The following is a 17,974-nucleotide window of genomic DNA, read 5'->3' on the forward strand; positions in this document are numbered from 1 at the left end:
GCCCCACCGTTCGAACCTGATCAGACGCTGCGGGCCTCACGAGCGCGGTCGACCAGCGCGGGATAGTCGGGGGCCGCTCGTCGAGCGGCGACCTCCATGAGCGTCGGCGCGGTGACCAGGTAGCTGACGACACCGTCGGCCGTCCCGCCCGTGATCGTCAGCTGGCCGCTCTCGGACACCGTGGCCCAGAGGTTCGGCATCGGGCCGCTGTTGGGCGTCACCACGACAGACGCGGCGGACAAGTCCAGCGCGTCGGCGGTGTCAGGATCCAAGGCGAAGGAGGCACCACCGGCTGTCAACGTGGCGTTGCCCGAGAACTGAACGGTCGGCGACCCGGCGCTCGACGCCCCGAAGACGGGAACGACGCCCGCGACGAACGAGATGAGCCCGCTCGGATCGGCGACGATCACGGGACCGAGGGCGACCAGTGCCCCGGACGACGCGATCGCGGGCACGTCGTCGGCATCGGTCGACGCGACGAGGCCCACCCCGGTACCGCCGTCGGCCAGGACGGCGCCGGCGGACCCCAGCTGGGTGGACAAGTTGGCGGCGCGGATCGCGTACTTGTCAGCGTTCGCCGTGTTGACGATGACGCCGGCGTTGCGGTTGCCCGACGCTGCCACTGCTGCACCGTTGCCCGGCGCGGTGGCGGTGTTGGAGGCCGACAGCCCGTACCGGTCCGGCGCCTTCGTCCCACCGGCAAACCCGTTGCTCGTCGTCGACTGGAACGAGGCAGCGGCCCCCGAACCCGTGTTGCGGCCCACCAAGGTCGGCTGCGCCCCGGAACTGGTGATCACGGTCGACGTCGATGCTGCGTTGTTGGTACGGCCCTGCAGAACGGCCTGCCCGGGGGCGGCGTCCGCCGCCGGCGCGGACGCTATCGCGCCAGCGGCGACCACTCCTGCCACGGCACCGGCACGAAGCAGATGGCGACGACTGGCGTCCTGGTCTGAGATCTCGATGTTCTTGGACACGTGATGCCCCTCCGACGGGCGCTCGACGTCGAGCGCTTGACCGGCAGTGCCGGGCCGCTTCGCTGCGGCGGCACAACGTAGCGAGTAGCGGGGCCGAACTGCAACAGGACACGCACCCAACTCTGGGGGTCGGGCGACGATGCCGTCATATCCATCCGTCTAAGCCACGCGCAAGAGAGGGCTATAGCCCCCGATCGCAGCTACTGCAGGTGAGCGCCGCCGCCCACGGCGTACGCCTCCGCGATCCACCCGGCCAGCTCCTCGTCGAGGTCGTCGAGGGAGGTCAGGGTGAGCTGGTGGACGAACAGGCGTGACGTGTACGGGCTGACGTTGCGGACCCGCGGGCTCTCGAGCGGGCGCATCAGGTCGAGATAGACGTGCAGACCCTGCGGTGTGGGGCGCGCGCCGGCGAAGCCACGGCGGGTCCCCTTGAACGTGACAGTGGTCTTGCTCGGAGAGACCTCGTACGGGCCGCAGGCTGCCACCAGCTCGACGAAGCGGTGGAACATCGCGACGCTCTGCTCCGGCTTGCCGTCGAGGTGGTCCGCCACGGTCCACGCCCTCTCGCCCATGCACCGATGCTGCCAGGCGAGAGGAAGGCCCGTGGGTCATCCGCCGATGCGGCGCTCGACCTCCTCGACGGCGTCCTTGGCCTCCTTGAGGCCGACGCTGAAGTACTGGCGATAGACCTTGATGGCTTCGATCTTCTGCCCCGCCTGGATCAGCTGCACGATCTGCGGCCACGGCGCCACCGACCAGGGGTCCACCGCGTCAGCCGGCTGCTGCGCGCCGTAGGGGGCGGTTGCCCCCGCGCCGCCCCCCGCCTCCTCGAGCGCCGTCAACCGGCGTTGCAGGTCGGCCACGGTGGCCTCGAGCGCGGCGATGCGCTCGCGCTCGTCGGGCTGGGAGCTACCGCTGTCAGAGGTCCACACCATGGCCCATTCCTACCCCACGGATAGGGCGGCCCGGCCTAGCCGGCCGGTGCGATCCGCACCAGCACCGCGCGGTGGTCGCCGCCGTCCGGAGCCTCGAGCACCCGCGAGGCGATCGGCTGCCAGACGTCGGGGTCCATCAGCACGTGGTCGATCGGGGTGCCGAGCAGCGGCGAGCGGGTGCTCGGCCAGGTGCCGTGACCCCCGGTGCCGACCGCACCGTCCAGGCACGTCGAGTCCCGCAGCGGTGCGTGGTCGACGGTCGCGTTGAAGTCGCCTGCCAGCACCACGCCCTCGACCCGCGCGCACAGCCCGGTGAGCGCTGCCAGCTCGGACCGCCACGTGGGCACGTCGCCCGGGACCGGCGGCACCGGGTGGACGGACAACAGCTCGGGACCCACGCCCTCGACCGGCCTGGCCCAGACCCCGCCGAACGTCGTGGCCGGGGCGTCGGTCTGCCGGTACGCACCGAGATCGGTCGAGACGAGCAGCGCCGTCGCCTGCACCGGCTGCGGGCCGGTCGTCGCCGTGAACACCTGGTAGGCCGGGCCCACCTGCGCCGCGATCCGCTCCGCGTCCTCGGCCGGCGTCTCCTGCAGCGCGACGACGTCGGGGGCCAGCTCGTCGATCAGGGCGCTCAGCCCGTCGAGTCCTCCGGCACCGCCGAGGGTGTTGACCGTGAGCACGTCGATCGCGCCGTCGGGCGCCACACCGAACGCCGTGCCCGGCGCCGTCCCGCGCTCGAGCACCACCCCGATGTGGCCGACGCCCACCACGAGCGCGGCCAGCCCGACGACGAGCAGCCGCCGCCCTCTGCCCTCGGTCCTGCGCAGCAGCAGCGAGACCAGCACGGTGGTCACACCGAGCGCGAGCGCCCCGACCGCCAGCAGCCCGCGCAGCGCGATGCCCTGCAGCACCGGCGTCACCGTGGACAACCCCACGATCGCGGGGTCCAGGGTCAGCACCCCGACCACCACGACCGCGGCGGTGACGACCCATCCGAGCACCTTCACGCGCCTAGCCTCGCACCCGCGTGAATTCGGGCTGGACGGCTCGGGGACAATGGTGGGTCGTGACCGCCAACACCCCGACGCCGCAGGCCGAGCCCGGCCGCGGGTCCGGCGACCCCGCATCGCGTGGTCGGGGTCGACGACGGCGGAGCGGGTCTCGGCGCCCGAGCGGGCCCCGCCGGGATGGCTGGGTCGCGCCGTCGGAGGAGCTGCTGGCGAAGCGGCGCGCGGCGGTGCCGACGATCACCTACCCCGAGCAGCTGCCGGTCTCGGCGCGCCGGGACGACATCGCGGCGGCGATCCGCGACCACCAGGTCGTCATCGTCGCCGGCGAGACCGGCTCGGGCAAGACCACCCAGATCCCGAAGATCTGCCTGGAGCTGGGCTACGGCGTCGAGGGCTCGATCGGGCACACACAACCGCGCCGCATCGCGGCGCGCACGGTCGCCGAGCGGATCGCCGACGAGCTGAGCGTGACGATGGGCTCGGCGGTCGGCTACCAGGTGCGCTTCACCGATCACGTCAGCGAGACCACCCTCGTCAAGCTGATGACCGACGGCATCCTGCTCGCCGAGATCCAGCGCGACCCGCTGCTGCGCCGCTACCAGGTGATCATCGTCGACGAGGCGCACGAGCGCTCGCTCAACATCGACTTCATCCTCGGCTATCTGCGGCGGCTGCTCCCCCGGCGCCCCGACCTCAAGGTCGTCATCACCTCCGCGACGATCGACTCCGCGCGGTTCGCCGAGCACTTCGGTACCGAGCAGGCACCCGCGCCGGTCATCGAGGTCACCGGCCGCACCTACCCGGTCGAGATCCGGTACCGCCCGCTGGTCCCCGACGTCGGCGAGGACGAGGACGAGGAGTCCTCCCCGCCGCCCCGCCGCGAGGAGGCGATCGACCAGGCGACCGGCATCGTGCAGGCGTGCGACGAGCTGATGGCGCAAGGGCCGGGCGACATCCTCGTGTTCTGCTCCGGCGAGCGGGAGATCAAGGACGCCACCGAGGCGATCGCCGAGCACCTCGGCGGGCGCTACGCCCGGCCGGGTGAACGCAGCACGGTGCCCGGCGCCGTCGAGGTGCTGCCCTTGTACGCGCGGCTGTCGGCGGCCGAGCAGCACCGGGTGTTCGAGTCGCACTCGACCCGGCGGATCGTGCTGGCGACCAACGTGGCCGAGACCTCGCTGACCGTGCCGGGCATCCGGTACGTGGTCGATCCCGGGACCGCGCGCATCTCGCGCTACTCCAACCGGACCAAGGTGCAGCGGCTGCCGATCGAGGCCGTCTCGCAGGCGAGCGCGAACCAACGGGCGGGCCGCTGCGGCCGCGTGGCCGACGGGATCTGCATCCGTCTGTACTCCGCGCGTGACTTCGAGTCGCGGCCGGAGTTCACCGAGCCCGAGATCCTGCGCACCTCGCTCGCGAGCGTGATTTTGCAGATGACGGCCCTGGGTCTGGGCGACGTGGCCGCGTTCCCGTTCGTGGACGCGCCGGACTCGCGCGCCATCCGGGACGGCATGCAGCTGCTCACCGAGCTGAACGCGTTGGACGTCACGGCTGCGGCACGGCGCGGCGGCGACGCGTCGGGGAACCGGCTGACCGACGTCGGGCGCCAGCTTGCTCAGCTCCCGATCGACCCCCGGCTGGGCCGCATGCTCGTGGAGGCCGAGCGGCTCGGCTGCGTGCGCGAGGTGATGGTGATCGTGGCGGCGCTGAGCGTGCAGGACGTGCGCGAGCGTCCCGCCGACGCCCAGCAGCAGGCCGACGAGAAGCACCGCCGCTTCGCCGACCCCACCTCCGACTTCCTGAGCCTGCTCAAGCTGTGGGACTACCTGCGCGAGCAGCAGAACGAGCTCTCCGGCAGCGCGTTCCGCCGGCTGTGCAAGTCCGAGTTCCTCCACTACCTGCGGGTGCGTGAGTGGCAGGACGTGCACAGCCAGCTGCGCCAGCTCGCGAAGCCGCTCGGCATGCACGTCAACCCGCCCGACCGCGGGGCCACCGACCCCGACCGCGTGCACCAGGCGGTGCTGGCCGGGCTGCTGTCCCACATCGGCGCCTACGACGAGCGCAAGCGCGACTACCTCGGGGCGCGCGGCACCCGATTCGTGGTGTTCCCGGGCAGCGGGCTGGCGAAGAAGCCGCCCGCGTGGGTGATGGCGGCCGAGCTGGTGGAGACCTCCCGCCTGTTCGCCCGCACGGTCGCGCGGATCCAGCCCGAGTGGGTCGAGCCGCTCGCCGAGCACCTGATCAAGCGCACCTACTCCGAGCCGCACTGGTCCGGCAAGCAGGGCGCGGCCATGGTCAAGGAAAAGGTGCTGCTCTACGGGATCCCGATCATCGCCGACCGCGCGGTCCCGTACGCGCGGGTCGACCCGGCCGACGCCCGCGAGCTCTTCATCCGGCACGCCCTCGTGGAGGGCGACTGGCGCACGCACCACCGCTTCGTCAAGGACAACGAGGCGGTGCGCGCCGAGGCGGAGGAGCTCGAGGCGCGCTCCCGCCGTCGGGACCTGATGGTCGACGACGAGACGCTGGTCGCGTTCTACGACGCGCGGCTGCCCGCCTCGGTCACCGGGGCACGCGCCTTCGACGCGTGGTGGAAGCAGGCGCGGCACGAGACACCCGACCTGCTGACGCTCACGATCGCGGACCTGGTCCCGGACGCCGGGGCGGCTGCAGATTCCAGCCTGTTCCCGGACACCTGGCGGCAGGGCGACCTGGAGCTGCCGCTCACCTACCAGTTCGCGCCGGGGGACGACGCCGACGGCGTCACCGTGCACGTGCCGATCGCGGTGCTGCCGCGGCTGCGCCCCGCCGGCTTCGACTGGCTCGTCCCCGGCCTGGCGGAGGAGCTCGCGGTCGCGACCATCCGGGCGTTCCCCAAGCCTGTCCGGGTGCAGCTCGTGCCGGCGCCGGACGTCGCCGCCTCGATCCAGACCCGGCTGCCCGCCTGGGCGAGCGTGGCACCGGCACCGGACGGGGCGCCGTCGTACGCCGAGGCGTTCAGCGATGCCGCGCGGCGGCTGCGCGACGTCGAGATCCCCGCCGAGGCGTGGGACCCGACCAAGCTCCCGGCTCATCTACGCATGACGTTCCGCGTCCACGGTGAGCGTGGCGCGGTGCTGGGCGAGGGCAAGGACCTCGCCGCACTGCAGCGGCAGCTGGCGCGGCACTCGGGCGAGGCTGTCCAGCAGGCCGTGCGCGCGGCTGTCCGGAAGGCTCAGCAACCGGCCGAGCCGGGTGGGTCGGGCGCACGCGCCGCCGACTCCGCCCCGAAGGCGTTGACCGGCGACTGGGTGGTCGAGCCCTCGGTCGGCGGCCGCTCCCAGGGACACGACGTCGTCGGGTACCCCGCCCTCGTGGTCGACGGCGGCGCCGTCACCATCCGGGTGCTCGCGACCGCGGAGGAGCAGGCCGACCAGCATCACCGCGGGGTGCTGCGGCTGGTCACCGACGCGCTCGCGCTGCCGGTCGGTCGGGTCACCAGCCGCTGGTCGACGGCGGAGACCCTCGCGCTGGCGGCCAGCCCGTACCGCAGCACCGAGGCGCTGGTCGCCGACATCCAGCTCGCGGCCGCTTCCCTGCTGACGGCGGAACGCGACCTGGGGGCGATCCGCGGCCGCCGCGAGGTGGAGGCGTTGGCGACGGAGCTGCGTGGGCGGTTCGAGGACACCGTCCTGCAGGTCTCGCGGCAGGCTGCCGCCACGCTGACCGCCTCCCGCGAGGTCGACGCCGAGGTGCGGCGAGCGACGTCGATGGCCCTGCTCGCCACGCTGGAGGACGTCCGGGCGCACCAGGCCTCCCTCGTCGGCGACGGCTTCATCTCACGCACCCCGGCAGACCAGCTCGCGCACCTGCCCCGTTACCTGAAGGGTGACGTGGTCCGCATCGGCAAGGCCGAGGCCAACCCCGGACGCGACGCGCAGCTCGCCTGGCAGATCCGCGAGCTCACCGACGCCTGGTGGGCGGCGACCACGGCGGCCGAGCACGGACCGCCGGCGCGCCGTACCGCCCTCGCGCGCGTGCGCTGGCTCATCGAGGAGCTGCGGGTCAGCCTGTTCGCGCAACAGCTCGGCACCGCTGTGACCGTCAGCGAGAAGCGGATCCGCAAGGCGCTCGCGGAGGCATGATCGCTGACGGGGTTGTCGGGAGGACGCGAACGACCGGGCCTGCCCCTGCGACGTCGACCGCCGCTACCCTGCCCAGAAGCCCTGCGAACAGGTGCTTCTGAGCCGTCAGAACGCCGATAGCGGGCAGAAGCCCCTGGTCGGCGGCGGACACTGGGCAGAAGCCCCTGGTCGGCGGCGGACACCGGGCAGAAGCCCCTGGTCGGCGGCCGGCTGGGCAGAAGCCCCTGGTCGGCGGCGGGCTGGGACGCGAGGCTCGCCCTACGCCGCGTCGACCGCCGCCTGGCGGGGACCCTCGAGGACCGCGCGCCCGACGAGGGAGACGATCAGGTCGATCTCCGCCTCGTCGGCCTCGAAGCGCGGCGTGAAGCGGAGCGAGTTCTCGCCGCCGTGGATCACGCCGAGGCCGTGCTCGCGCAGCCACTCCTCGGTGGAGCCGGCGCCGTAGCCCTTGAGCTGCGGGTCCAGCTCGCACGAGAACAGCAGGCCGGTGCCCTGGACCTGGGTGATCAGGCCGCCGAGCTCGGCCTTCAGCTTCTCGAGGCGCTCGACGGCGTAGCGCCCCTGGGTCCGGATGTTCTCGCGGATCTCGGGGGTGAGCAGGCCCAGCACCGCGGTGGCGACGTCGAGCGCGCGCGGGTTGGCCGTCATGGTGTTGCCGTACGTGCCGCGGCGGTAGATCGCCGCCGCTCGCTCGGTCACGGCGAGCACCGACAACGGGTACTGACCGGCGTTGAGCGCCTTGGAATAGGTCTCCATGTCCGGTGCGGCGAGGCCGTCGAAGCCTGGGTAGTCGACGATCGAGAGGGTTCCGGTCGCACGCAGGCCGGCCTGGATCGAGTCGACCAGCAGCAGCGAGCCGTGCGCCGCGGTGAGCTCGCGCGCGAGGGCGTAGAACTCCACCGGCACGCTGCGGCCGGGGTCGCCCTCCCCCATGACGGGTTCGAGGAACATCGCCTCGATGAACCAGTCGTTGCGCTCGGCCGCGGCGAAGACCTGGGCCAGCTCGGTGACGTCGTAGGGCTCGACGGCGATCACCGAGTCCTCGCCGCGGAAGCTCGCCAGCATCTCGGTGTAGGTCGCGCGGCTGGAGTCGGAGAGCAGCGCGGGCTTCTCGGTGCGGCCGTGGAAGCTGCCCTTGACGACCACGCGCTTGACGGTGCGTCCGGCGTACCTACCGCCGGGGTCGGTCATGGTCTTGGTGTGGGTGTCGGCGATCCGGGCCGCCAGCGACACCGACTCCGACCCGGAGTTCAGGCACATGAAGCTCGCGTACGGGCACGCGTCCCGCGTGTGCCCGATCTCCGACCGCAGCGCGCGCTCCGCACGGAGCTGGGACAGGCTCGCCGTCATGATGTTGGCCATCGCCTGCGGCTTGGCCATCGCGTCGAGGACGGCCTGCGGTGCGTGGCCGAAGCCGAGCATCCCGTAGCCGCCGGTGTCGTAGAGCACGGCGCCGTTGAGCGTGACGATCCACGGTCCGCGCGCCGCGAGCGCGACGTAGGGGTTGACGCCGTCCTGGGGGTAGAAGTTGACGTACCCGGCCTGCACGGCGGCGACCTGGTCGTCCTCGTCGAGATCGAGCAGGTCGGGGAAGGCGCTCCGGACGTCCTCGTGCTCCAGGACCGCAGCGTCCACGGCGGCGACCAGCTCGGGATGCGTGCCGGCGAAGCGCACCAGGGTCGCGTCGTCGAGACCACGGGTGCGCCGCGCACCCCGGTGGGCGCGGAGCGGCGCGAGCTTGTCGGTCAGAGTGCGCATGTGTCCATGATGCGGGACGGCGTCGGCGATTAGCATGGTCGAAGTGCGCAACTTCGCGCCCGAGTTCGGCGATCCGCCGAGAACTGGAGTCAGGGATGCGCGTGTCCTCGGCCGACGAGCGGCTGCTGTCGATCCTGCGCGAGGACGCCCGCACCTCCACGGCGGAGATCGCCCGACGACTGGGGCTCTCGCGCACCACGGTCCAGAGCCGGATCCAGCGGCTGGAGCGCGACGGGGTGATCCGCGGCTACACCGTGCGGGTGGCGGAGGAGGTCGAGCAGGACCGGCTGCGGGCACACATCCTCATCACCGTGGGACCGAAGCGATCCGCCGCGGTGGTGCGCGCGCTGCACCAGCTGCCCGAGGTGCGCAGCCTCCACTCGGTGAGCGGCACGCACGACCTGGTGGCCATCGCCGTCGCGACGGGCGTGCAGGACATGGACTGGCTGACGGACCGTATCGGTGGGCTCGACGGCGTCGAACGCACCACGACCTCGATCATCCTGTCGACGAAGTTCGAGCGCTGACCTCCCGGCACCGGGCTCAGGTGGGCGCCGGCGGGTCGGTCGGGCGGTTCTGCTCGCGGAACTGCTGCGAGTCGTCGATCGACCGCGGCGGCTCCTGCTGGGGTCGGGGCTGCGGCTGCGGAGGTCGGGGGTCCCCGGCCCAGTCGGTCTGATCGCGCCGCCCCACGCGGACGATCAGCGCGATCACGATACCGATCACGACGATCGCGGCGATGACGATGAACGCGGTGGAGCCGAAGACCAAGGACATGAGCGCTGCCTCCTCGTCGAGTGGTTCACCATCGTAGGCACGTGCCGTCCGGGTGCGGTGGCCCACCCGTTCATCTTCCGGTCACGCACCGGTCGCCGGCCGGCCGCCCGGCCTTCCTAGGGTCCGTTCGTGCTGACCACCATCTCTCCCGCTCGTGCTCGGGCCGCCCGTCGCCGTCTGCTGACCGCCGCCCTCACGCTCCCGCTCGCCGCACTCGCGGCCTTCAGCCTGATCACCTCGGCGTACGCCGTGGCCGAGCCCGTCACCGCCTCGGCCGACGACGCCGCCATCACGCTCGCACCGCTGGGCAGCTACCGCACCGGTGTCATCGACGAGGGTGCGGCCGAGATCGTCGTGTTTCACGCCGCGACCGCCCAGCTGTTCGTGGTGAACGCCGACGCCGGGATCGTCGAGGTCCTCGACGCGTCCGACCCGACGGCGCCCGCCAAGACCGCCGAGCTCGACGCCGTCGGCACGGTCGCCGGCGACGGCTCCACGATCGAGAGCGGCGCCGTCGCCAACTCGGTCGCGGTCCGCGCCGACGGGCTGGTCGCCGTCGCGCTCGAGTCCCCCGACAAGGTTGGCGACGGGTGGGTCGCGTTCTTCGACGCGAACGCGGTGAGCGGTGGCGCGCTCGGCGCGGTGCGGGTCGGCGCGCTGCCCGACAACGTGGTGATCACCCCGGACGGCGCTCGCGCGGTCGTCGCCAACGAGGGCGAGCCCGACGAGGGGTTCACGATCGACCCCGAGGGTGCGATCGCCGTCGTCGATCTTCCCGAGACCATCGCGGCGCCCGACCAGGCCGACGTCCGGATCGCCGACTTCCACGCCTACGAGGAGGGCGGTTCCGCCACCCTGCCCGAGGGCGTCCGCGTGTTCGGTCCCGACGTCAACCCCGACCTCCCGGTCTCGGCGAACCTCGAGCCGGAGTACGCGGCGATCGACAGCACCAGCACGACCGCCTACGTGAGCCTCCAGGAGGCGAACGCGTTCGCCGTCGTCGACCTCGCGACCGCCACCGTGACCGACATCCTGCCGCTGGGTGCGAAGGACCACATGCTGCCCGGCAACGGCCTCGACGCGAGCGACCGGGACGGCGGCATCGCGATCCTGCCGCAGCCCGTCCTCGGTCTGTTCATGCCCGACACGGTGGTCTCCTACGCGGTCGGCGACGAGACGTTCCTGGTCACCGCGAACGAGGGCGACGCCCGTGAGTGGGGCGACTACGTGGAGCCCGCACGCGTCAAGGACCTCGGCGAGGACGGCCTCGCGCCGATCTGCGCCGACTCGCCCCTCGCCGACCTGACCGGGGACGCGGACCTCGGTCGCCTCAACGTCACGACCGCCGACGGGCTGTCGGAGGACGGCTCGTGCTACGAGCAGCTGTACTCCTTCGGCGCCCGCTCGTTCTCGATCTGGAACACCTCCGGCGAGCTCGTGTTCGACTCCGGGGACCAGCTGGAGCAGGTCGTCGCCGACGCGGCGCCCGAGTTCTTCAACTCCAACCACTCCGAGTCGAACCTCGAGGGCCGCAGCGACGACAAGGGCCCCGAGCCCGAGGCCGTGACGGTCGGCGAGGTCGACGGCCGCACCTACGCGTTCGTCGGGCTCGAGCGCGTGGGCGGCATCGCCGTCTTCGACATCTCCGACCCGACCGACGTCTTCTGGGTCACCTACGTCAACAACCGCGACTTCTCGATCTCGCTGGAGGACGCCGAGGACCCGGCCGCCGTGCTCGACGAGGCCGGTGACCTCGGCCCGGAGAGCATCGCCTTCATCGCCGCCGACGAGTCGCCGACCGGTCAGCCGCTGATCGCCGTCGGCAACGAGGTCTCGGGGACCACGACGCTGTTCTCGATCACGTCGGCCTTGACCCCGTCGCCGACGCCGACGCCGAGCGGCGATCCCACGACGGCCCCGACGACGACCCCGACCGACACCGCGACGACGGCCCCGACCGCCGGTCCCACCACCGCGCCGTCCTCGGGCCCGACGGCGGAGCTCCCTGGAGAGTCCGGCACCGGCGAGGTCTCGTTCGAGGCCACGGCGGCGCCGGGCGCAGGCAGCGGTGGCGGTGGCGGCCTCGCCGACACCGGCGCGCCGAGGATCGCTGGACTGGTCACGCTCGCCGTGATCGCCGCGGCCGCAGGAGCTCTCCTCCTCCGCCGCGCTCGGGCCACCCAGGCCTGAGCACCGCGACGCGCTCGCCGGTGCCGCTGGAGGGAGCGGCCCGGCGGGCGCGTCGTCCGATCAGCCGGTGACGACCTCGGCGAGGACGTCGAGCACATGACGGTAGGACCGGCCGGTCGCCCGGCTCATCCCCATCTCGCAGGTGCGGTTGGCGCTGACGTAGGCGTCCGCCTCGGCGAGGGCGGCGACGTCGCGTGCCTCGTCGCGGGTCGCACCCGCGGTGAGCTCGGGGTGCAGCATGCCGCGGTCACCCGCGAACCCGCAGCACCCCCAGGCGTCAGGGACGACCGCCTCGCGCGCGGCGACCTGCGCGAGCGCGACCAGGTCGCCCGTGGCGACGAGGTGCTCGGTGCCGCAGGTCGGGTGCACCACCACCCGGTCGAGCCGGCGCGCCTCAGGGACGGTGATCCTCGGCAGCAGCTCCGCGCGCGCCCAGGTGACGGCGTCCAGCACCCGGATCTGCGCGAACCGCTCGGCGTCGGTCCCCTCGAGCACCGCCTCGAGACCCTCGAGCCCGTGCGTGCAGGAGGCGGCGTCCATGACGACGGGGAGCGCACCCTCGCGGCTGGCCCGCCAGAGAGCATCGACCACCCGCTCGCCCATGGCGCGGTGACCGTCGGTGAAGCCCTTGGACGACCAGGGTGTGCCGCAGCACAACGCATCGACGTGCTCCGGCATCGTCACCGCGATCCCCGCAGCCCGGCACAGCGCCAGCAGCGAGGACGCGGGTCCGCCGAACAACGCACCCGTGCAGCTCGGGAACAGCACCACGTCGGCATCAGCGGGGTCGACGAGACCCGTCAGGGCGCTGCGCGCCCGCCCCGGGGCCGGCAGGTCGGGGCCGACCTCGGGAACGAGCTCGGTCGGAAGGACCCGGCGGGCGAGCCGGCTCGCACCGGAGGTGACGCCGTCGGGAAGCACGTCCGCCACGCCCAGACCGAACCGGGCGAGGCCCTCGACGGCGTCCCAGCGCCCCGCGACCGTGACACCGCCACGCTGCGCGAGCGGTCCGAGGCCGTCGGCTCGATGCCGTTTCATCACGGCACCGGTGTCGATCGAGACGGGACAGGAGCGCACGCACAGGGAGTCCGCGGCACAGGTCTGCACCGCCTCGTAGCCGAAGTCGTCATGGAGCTCCGCGGCGTCGCGGTGCCGGCCCTCGGCGGTGGCGCGCCCGATCTCACGCATCAGCACGATGCGCTGCCGTGGCGTCGTGGTGGTGTTGCGCGACGGGCACGCAGGCTCGCAGTACCCGCACTCGACGCAGCTGTCGACGGCCGCGTCCACGGTGGGGAAGGTCTTGAGGTGGGAGACGTGGGCGCGGCTGTCGTCGTCGAGGATCACGCCCGGCGCGAGGATCCCGTACGGGTCGCAGAGCCGCTTGACCTCCCGCATCACCTCGTACAGCTCGTCACCGTACTGGCGGCGCACGTAGGGCGACATCATCCGCCCGGTCCCGTGCTCGGCCTTCAACGTGCCGCCCTCGCCCAGCACCAGCTCGACCAGGTCCTCGGTGAACGCCTCGTAGGTGGCCAGCTCCCGCGGGTCGTCGAGGTGCGGCGTGATCATGAAGTGCAGGTTCGCGTCGCGTGCGTGACCGAAGGTGACCGCCTCGCGGTAGCCGTACCGCTCGAGCAGCGTCCCGAGCCCGGCGACGCCGGCACCCAGCCGGTCCGCCGGGAACGCGATGTCCTCCAGCAGGTTGGTCGTGCCTGCCGGGCGGGCGGCGGCCACCGCCGCGTACAAGCCCTTGCGGACCGCCCACATCGCCGCGCGAGCGATCGGGTCGGTGGTCAGCGCCGTGGGCAGCGCCAGCGGCAGGGCTCCGATCGCGGCACCCAGCACGGCTGCCGAGTCCGCGAGCTCCGCCTGGCTGGCCGCCTGCGCCTCGACCAGCAGCGCCGTGTGGTTCTCGACGGCGATGGCGCGCATCTGCTCGGGCGCGGCCACCAGCCCCTGCGCCACCCGGAGCGCGGAGGGGTCCATGAGCTCGACCGCCACCGCGCCGGCCTCCAGCAGCGCGGGGACCGCGGCGGCGGCCTGCCCGATGCCGTCGAAGACCGCGAGCGCCGTGGCGACGTGCGGGAGTGCGGGCACGGTGTCCAGCACGACCGAGGCGACGTAGCCGAGCGTGCCCTCGGAGCCGACCATCAGGTGGGCGAGGATCTCGGCGGGGTCGTCGTGGTCGAGGAAGGCGTTGAGGCCGTAGCCCATCGTGTTCTTCATCGAGAACTGGTGCTCGACGAGCGCGCGCAGCCGGGCGTCGCAGCGCAACCGGTCCCGGATCCCCAGCAGGCCCGCGACGAGGTCGGGCTCCGCGGCGGCGAGCGCTCGGGTGGCATCGGGTGCGGCGGTGTCGACGACCGTGCCGCTCGGCAGCACGAACCGCATCGAGTGCAGGGTCCGGTAGGCGGTCGCGGTGTGGGAGGACGTCATGCCGGAGGAGTTGTTCGCCACGACCCCACCGATCGTGCAGGCGATCTCGCTCGCGGGGTCGGGACCCAGCCGCCGCCCGTGCCGCGCCAGCATCGCGTTCACCCGCCGAAGCACGGCCCCAGGCTCGCAGCGGACCCGAGCACCGCCGTCGAGGACCTCGACGGCGGAGAAGGAGTGGCGGGTGTCGATGAGGACGCCGTCGGTGCCCGCCTGGCCCGAGAGGCTGGTGCCGCCGGAGCGGAAGGTGACCGGCACCCGAGCCTCGTTGGCGGCGACCAGGACCGCGGTGAGCTCGCCGAGATCGGCGGGCGTCACGAGCGCCGACGGCGTCAGCAGGTAGTGCGAGGCGTCATGAGCGACCGCGGTGAGATCGACCAGCCGCGTCGACCACCCCTCGGGCGAGACGACCCGGCTCAGCGGTTCCAGGTCCACGGTCACCCGACGATTCTGCCGTAGCCGGACCACCGCGGTTCGCGGCGTCCGACAGGTCTGCCCATGGGAGCACCGGACACCCGGCCGTAGGCTCGTGCGAACCGTCTTTCGGAAGGAAGCTCCATGACCTACGGCCAGCAGGACGCCGTCCCGCCCCCGCCGCCCTCACCCGGCCAGGTGCCTGGCTACGGCACGCCCGGGAACCAGTACGGCTACGGCGCGAGCATGCCGGGGCAGCCGGGCTACGCAGGGTGGAGCACCGCGCCGGCGGTGCGGCCGGGTTCGGTGACCGCCGGCGCGGTGCTGGCGATCATCGGCGGCATCGTCGCGATCCTGTTCGGCGCGCTGCTCCTGGTGCTCGCCGGGGTCGTGCGCGACTCCAGCGCCTTCGCCGGGACCGGTCTCACGCCCGAGATGTTCGTGGGGCTGGGTGGCATCGTCGCGGTCGTCGGCGTCCTGGTGCTGGTGTTCGGCATCATGGCGCTGCGGGGCAGGTACTGGGCGGCCATCGCGCTCACGATCACGGGCGCGCTGTACGTCGCCCTCGCGATCGTCAGCCTGATCGGGGGTCAGGGCAGCGTGCTGGTCGGGATCATCTGGATCGCCATCTCGGTCTCGTTGCTGATGTCGGGCACCTCTCGCGCCTGGTTCCGCGCACAGCGCTGATGGCAGCCGCTCGACCTCACTAGGCTTCCGGCACCGGAGCGCGGGAGGTGGCATGAACGGACGGCAGCGGATCGAGGCGCGCGCCGGCTACCTCCTGCTGATCCCGAGCTTCATCGGGGTGGGCGTGTTCCTGCTGCTGCCGGTCGTCATCGTGGTGGTGCTCAGCCTCACCCGGTACAACCTCATCAGCCCACCCGAGTGGTTCGGCCTGCAGAACTACGCCTACATCCTGGGCTGGGACCGGTTCCGCAACTCGCTCCTGGTCACGGCGGCGTTCACGGCGATCACGATCCCCGTCTCGATCGCGATCGGGCTGCTGCTCGCCGTCGCCATCAACCGGCGGCTGCCGGGGACCAGCTGGCTGCGCGTGCTCTACGTGCTGCCCTGGGTGTGCGCCCCGCTGGCGCTGGGTGTGGTGTGGCGGTGGATCCTCGACCCGACCAACGGGGCGTTGAACGCCCTGCTCGGCCGCCGGATCGAGTGGCTGGCCGATGTCGACCTCGCGCTGCCGGCGGTGGCGTTCGTGCAGATCTGGTCGACGGTCGGCTACATCTCGCTGTTCTTCCTCGCCGGCCTGCAGCAGATCCCGGTCTCGGTGTACGAGGCCGCCGAGCTCGACGGCGCCGGTGCGGCACGCACGCTCTGGTCGATCACGCTGCCGCTGCTGCGGCCGACCATGTTCTTCGTGACCGTCACCTCGATCATCTCCAGCTTCCAGGTGTTCGACTCGATCTACGCGATGACCGGGGGCGGCCCCCGGTTCTCCACCGACGTGATCGCGTCCCGCATCTACGACGAGGCCTTCGTGGCGCTGCGCCTGGGCCGCGCCGCGGCGATGGCGGTCGTCCTGTTCGTGGTGCTGGTCGCGATCACCCTCGTCCAGCAGCGCTACTTCCGTCGACGCATCACCTACGACATGTCATGAGCACCACGAACCCGGTCCCGACGACGTCCCGCCGGTCGAGCGCGCCGCGCTCGGCCCGAGCGGCGCGCCTGGTCGCGAACGTGCTCACCTACGGGTTCCTGCTCGCCGGCGCGGTGCTCATGGTCGCCCCGTTCGTGTTCTCGGTGATGACGTCGCTGAAGACGTCGCGGCAGTTCAACACGAGCTCGCCGCTGGCCACCCCGGAACCGGCCACGGTGGAGAACTACGTGTCGCTGTTCGGCGAGCGGTACGACTTCGTGGTGCCGATCGCGGTGACCGCGCAGGTGGTGCTGGTGCTGGTGCTCGGGCAGATGCTGACGTCGATCCTCGCCGCCTACGCGTTCGCCCAGCTCGACTTCCCTGGTCGCGACGCGATCTTCTGGGTGTACGTGTCGACGCTGATGATCCCGGCCGTGGTCACGATCATCCCGCTGTACTCGATGATGACCGAGCTCGGGCTGAAGAACTCCTTCGCCGGGCTCGTGGTGCCGTTCATGTTCGGGTCCCCGTACGCGATCTTCCTGCTGCGCGAGAACTTCCGCTCCACGCCGTCGGACGTGCTCGACGCCGCCCGCATCGACGGCGCCGGGGTGCTGCGACGTCTGTGGCAGATCATGGTCCCGATGAACAAGCCGATCCTGGCGACGCTGCTGCTGATCACGGTGGTGAGCCAGTGGAACAATTTCATGTGGCCGCTGGTCATCGCCCCGCGCCCCGAGTGGCACGTCATCACGGTCGCGACCGCCGCGCTGCAGACGCAGTACAACGGCAACTGGACGCTCGTGATGGCGGCGACGACGATCGCGCTCGCCCCGCTCGTGATCCTCTTCCTGGTCTTCCAGAAGCAGATCACCTCCAGCCTGGGCGTGACCGGGGTCCGCTGAGAGCCGGGGTCAGGGGTGCTCGAGCTCGGCAGCGAGCGCGATCGCGTCCCGCGGTGCGTGCACCTTGGCGTCGTTGTCGAAGTACACGAGCACCTGCTCGACGTCCTCGCGCACGGCCCAGCCTCTGACCCGGTCGGCCCACTGCGCGATCTCGGCCGGCCCGTAGCCGCTGGTGTAGAGCTCTTCGCCGCCGTGCAGCCGCACGTAGACGTGGTCGGCGGTGACGGCGTCGATCATGGGCCACTGGCCCGCGCCGTCGGAGACCACGACGGCGATCCCGTGGCGGCGGCACAGCGCCAGGAACGCCTCGTCCTGGTAGGAGGCGTGACGGACCTCGATCGCGTGCCGGAGCGGCCGGTCCGCCCGGTGGGCACGGGTCCAGGGCTTCTCGCCGCGGCCCTCGATCAGCGCGACCCGGCCGCCTCGCGCCAGTCGAGCAGCCGCTGCCTCGCTGCGCGGCAGCAACGAGAAGAAGGACTCCAGCCGGTCGGCGTCGAAGGTGTCCCGGGCCGGGAGCTGCCACAGGAACGGGCCCGTGAGGTCGCCGAGCTGCAGCGGGCCGCTCGCGAAGAACGTGCCCAGCGACTCGGTGACGTCGCGCAGCCGCTTCATGTGGGTGATGAAGCGTGGCCCCTTCACCGCCATGACCGTGCCAGGCGCCACCTGGGCGGCCCAGGACAGCCAGCTGCTCGGACGTTGCAGCGAGTAGAAGGAGCCGTTGACCTCCACGGTCCGCATGCGCGCGGACAGGTAGGCCAGCTCCTCGCGCTGCGGCAGTCCCGTCGGGTAGAAGTCGCCGCGCCAGCCCTGGTAGCGCCACCCCGAGACACCGGTACGTACGTCGGTCACGACCCCACCTC

14 protein-coding genes are annotated in these 17,974 nt (G+C 72.2%); 6 read left to right on the top strand and 8 right to left on the bottom strand.

Going from position 1 to position 17,974, the window contains the following annotated elements; all coding sequences use genetic code 11:
- Positions 1-20 precede the first annotated feature (20 nt).
- From GPA04_RS15660 to GPA04_RS15675, 4 genes are all read right to left on the bottom strand, one after another.
- A complete protein-coding gene (locus GPA04_RS15660) occupies positions 21-797 on the bottom strand; it encodes a hypothetical protein (RefSeq protein ID WP_156225130.1) in 777 nt (258 codons plus the stop codon).
- A gap of 377 nt (positions 798-1,174) precedes the next feature.
- Positions 1,175-1,546: a DUF5655 domain-containing protein gene (locus tag GPA04_RS15665; protein ID WP_156225131.1), complete on the bottom strand. Its 372-nt coding sequence runs from the start codon at positions 1,544-1,546 to the stop codon at positions 1,175-1,177.
- 36 nt (positions 1,547-1,582) lie between these two features.
- The gene (locus GPA04_RS15670) at positions 1,583-1,909 is read right to left on the bottom strand and encodes a ribosomal protein L7/L12 (RefSeq protein ID WP_156225132.1); all 327 of its coding nucleotides are present in this window, start codon (positions 1,907-1,909) and stop codon (positions 1,583-1,585) included.
- Positions 1,910-1,944: 35 nt separating this feature from the next.
- Positions 1,945-2,919: an endonuclease/exonuclease/phosphatase family protein gene (locus tag GPA04_RS15675; protein ID WP_156225133.1), complete on the bottom strand. Its 975-nt coding sequence runs from the start codon at positions 2,917-2,919 to the stop codon at positions 1,945-1,947.
- A gap of 59 nt (positions 2,920-2,978) precedes the next feature.
- On the opposite strand from GPA04_RS15675, the gene hrpA reads away from it, so the two are divergent.
- Positions 2,979-7,046: an ATP-dependent RNA helicase HrpA gene (gene hrpA, locus GPA04_RS15680; protein WP_156225134.1), complete on the top strand. Its 4,068-nt coding sequence runs from the start codon at positions 2,979-2,981 to the stop codon at positions 7,044-7,046.
- A 258-nt stretch (positions 7,047-7,304) separates the two neighbouring features.
- Here the strand turns inward: hrpA and GPA04_RS15685 are convergent, their stop codons facing one another.
- Positions 7,305-8,804, bottom strand: coding sequence for an aminotransferase class III-fold pyridoxal phosphate-dependent enzyme (locus tag GPA04_RS15685; protein ID WP_156225135.1), 1,500 nt, complete (start codon positions 8,802-8,804; stop codon positions 7,305-7,307).
- Positions 8,805-8,899: 95 nt separating this feature from the next.
- On the opposite strand from GPA04_RS15685, the gene GPA04_RS15690 reads away from it, so the two are divergent.
- Positions 8,900-9,331, top strand: a complete 432-nt coding sequence (locus GPA04_RS15690; RefSeq protein ID WP_156225136.1) for an Lrp/AsnC family transcriptional regulator — start codon at positions 8,900-8,902, stop codon at positions 9,329-9,331.
- A 16-nt stretch (positions 9,332-9,347) separates the two neighbouring features.
- Here GPA04_RS15690 and GPA04_RS15695 read toward each other — a convergent pair whose 3' ends face one another.
- Positions 9,348-9,581: a hypothetical protein gene (locus GPA04_RS15695; protein WP_156225137.1), complete on the bottom strand. Its 234-nt coding sequence runs from the start codon at positions 9,579-9,581 to the stop codon at positions 9,348-9,350.
- 129 nt (positions 9,582-9,710) lie between these two features.
- Here GPA04_RS15695 and GPA04_RS15700 point away from each other — a divergent pair, with 129 nt between their 5' ends.
- Positions 9,711-11,771: a choice-of-anchor I family protein gene (locus GPA04_RS15700; protein WP_241680842.1), complete on the top strand. Its 2,061-nt coding sequence runs from the start codon at positions 9,711-9,713 to the stop codon at positions 11,769-11,771.
- A gap of 60 nt (positions 11,772-11,831) precedes the next feature.
- Here the strand turns inward: GPA04_RS15700 and GPA04_RS15705 are convergent, their stop codons facing one another.
- Positions 11,832-14,645 (bottom strand): FAD-binding and (Fe-S)-binding domain-containing protein, encoded by a 2,814-nt coding sequence (locus GPA04_RS15705; protein WP_156225138.1) that lies wholly within the window; start codon positions 14,643-14,645, stop codon positions 11,832-11,834.
- A 117-nt stretch (positions 14,646-14,762) separates the two neighbouring features.
- Here GPA04_RS15705 and GPA04_RS15710 point away from each other — a divergent pair, with 117 nt between their 5' ends.
- The 3 genes from GPA04_RS15710 to GPA04_RS15720 are packed head-to-tail and all read left to right on the top strand — an operon-like array spanning position 14,763 to position 17,114.
- Positions 14,763-15,305 (top strand): hypothetical protein, encoded by a 543-nt coding sequence (locus GPA04_RS15710; RefSeq protein WP_156225139.1) that lies wholly within the window; start codon positions 14,763-14,765, stop codon positions 15,303-15,305.
- A gap of 52 nt (positions 15,306-15,357) precedes the next feature.
- Complete coding sequence (locus GPA04_RS15715; RefSeq protein ID WP_156225140.1) at positions 15,358-16,230, top strand: carbohydrate ABC transporter permease; 873 nt, start codon at positions 15,358-15,360, stop codon at positions 16,228-16,230.
- Positions 16,227-17,114, top strand: a complete 888-nt coding sequence (locus GPA04_RS15720) for a carbohydrate ABC transporter permease (protein ID WP_156225141.1) — start codon at positions 16,227-16,229, stop codon at positions 17,112-17,114. Before GPA04_RS15715 ends, GPA04_RS15720 begins: the two co-directional genes overlap by 4 nt.
- 9 nt (positions 17,115-17,123) lie before the next feature.
- Here GPA04_RS15720 and GPA04_RS15725 read toward each other — a convergent pair whose 3' ends face one another.
- On the bottom strand, positions 17,124-17,963 hold the full coding sequence (locus GPA04_RS15725; protein WP_156225142.1) for a DUF72 domain-containing protein: 840 nt from the start codon (positions 17,961-17,963) through the stop codon (positions 17,124-17,126).
- Between the last annotated feature and the right edge of the window lie 11 nt (positions 17,964-17,974).

The organism is Pseudactinotalea suaedae, from assembly GCF_009733815.1.
In the GTDB taxonomy this organism is placed as follows: domain Bacteria; phylum Actinomycetota; class Actinomycetes; order Actinomycetales; family Beutenbergiaceae; genus Pseudactinotalea; species Pseudactinotalea suaedae.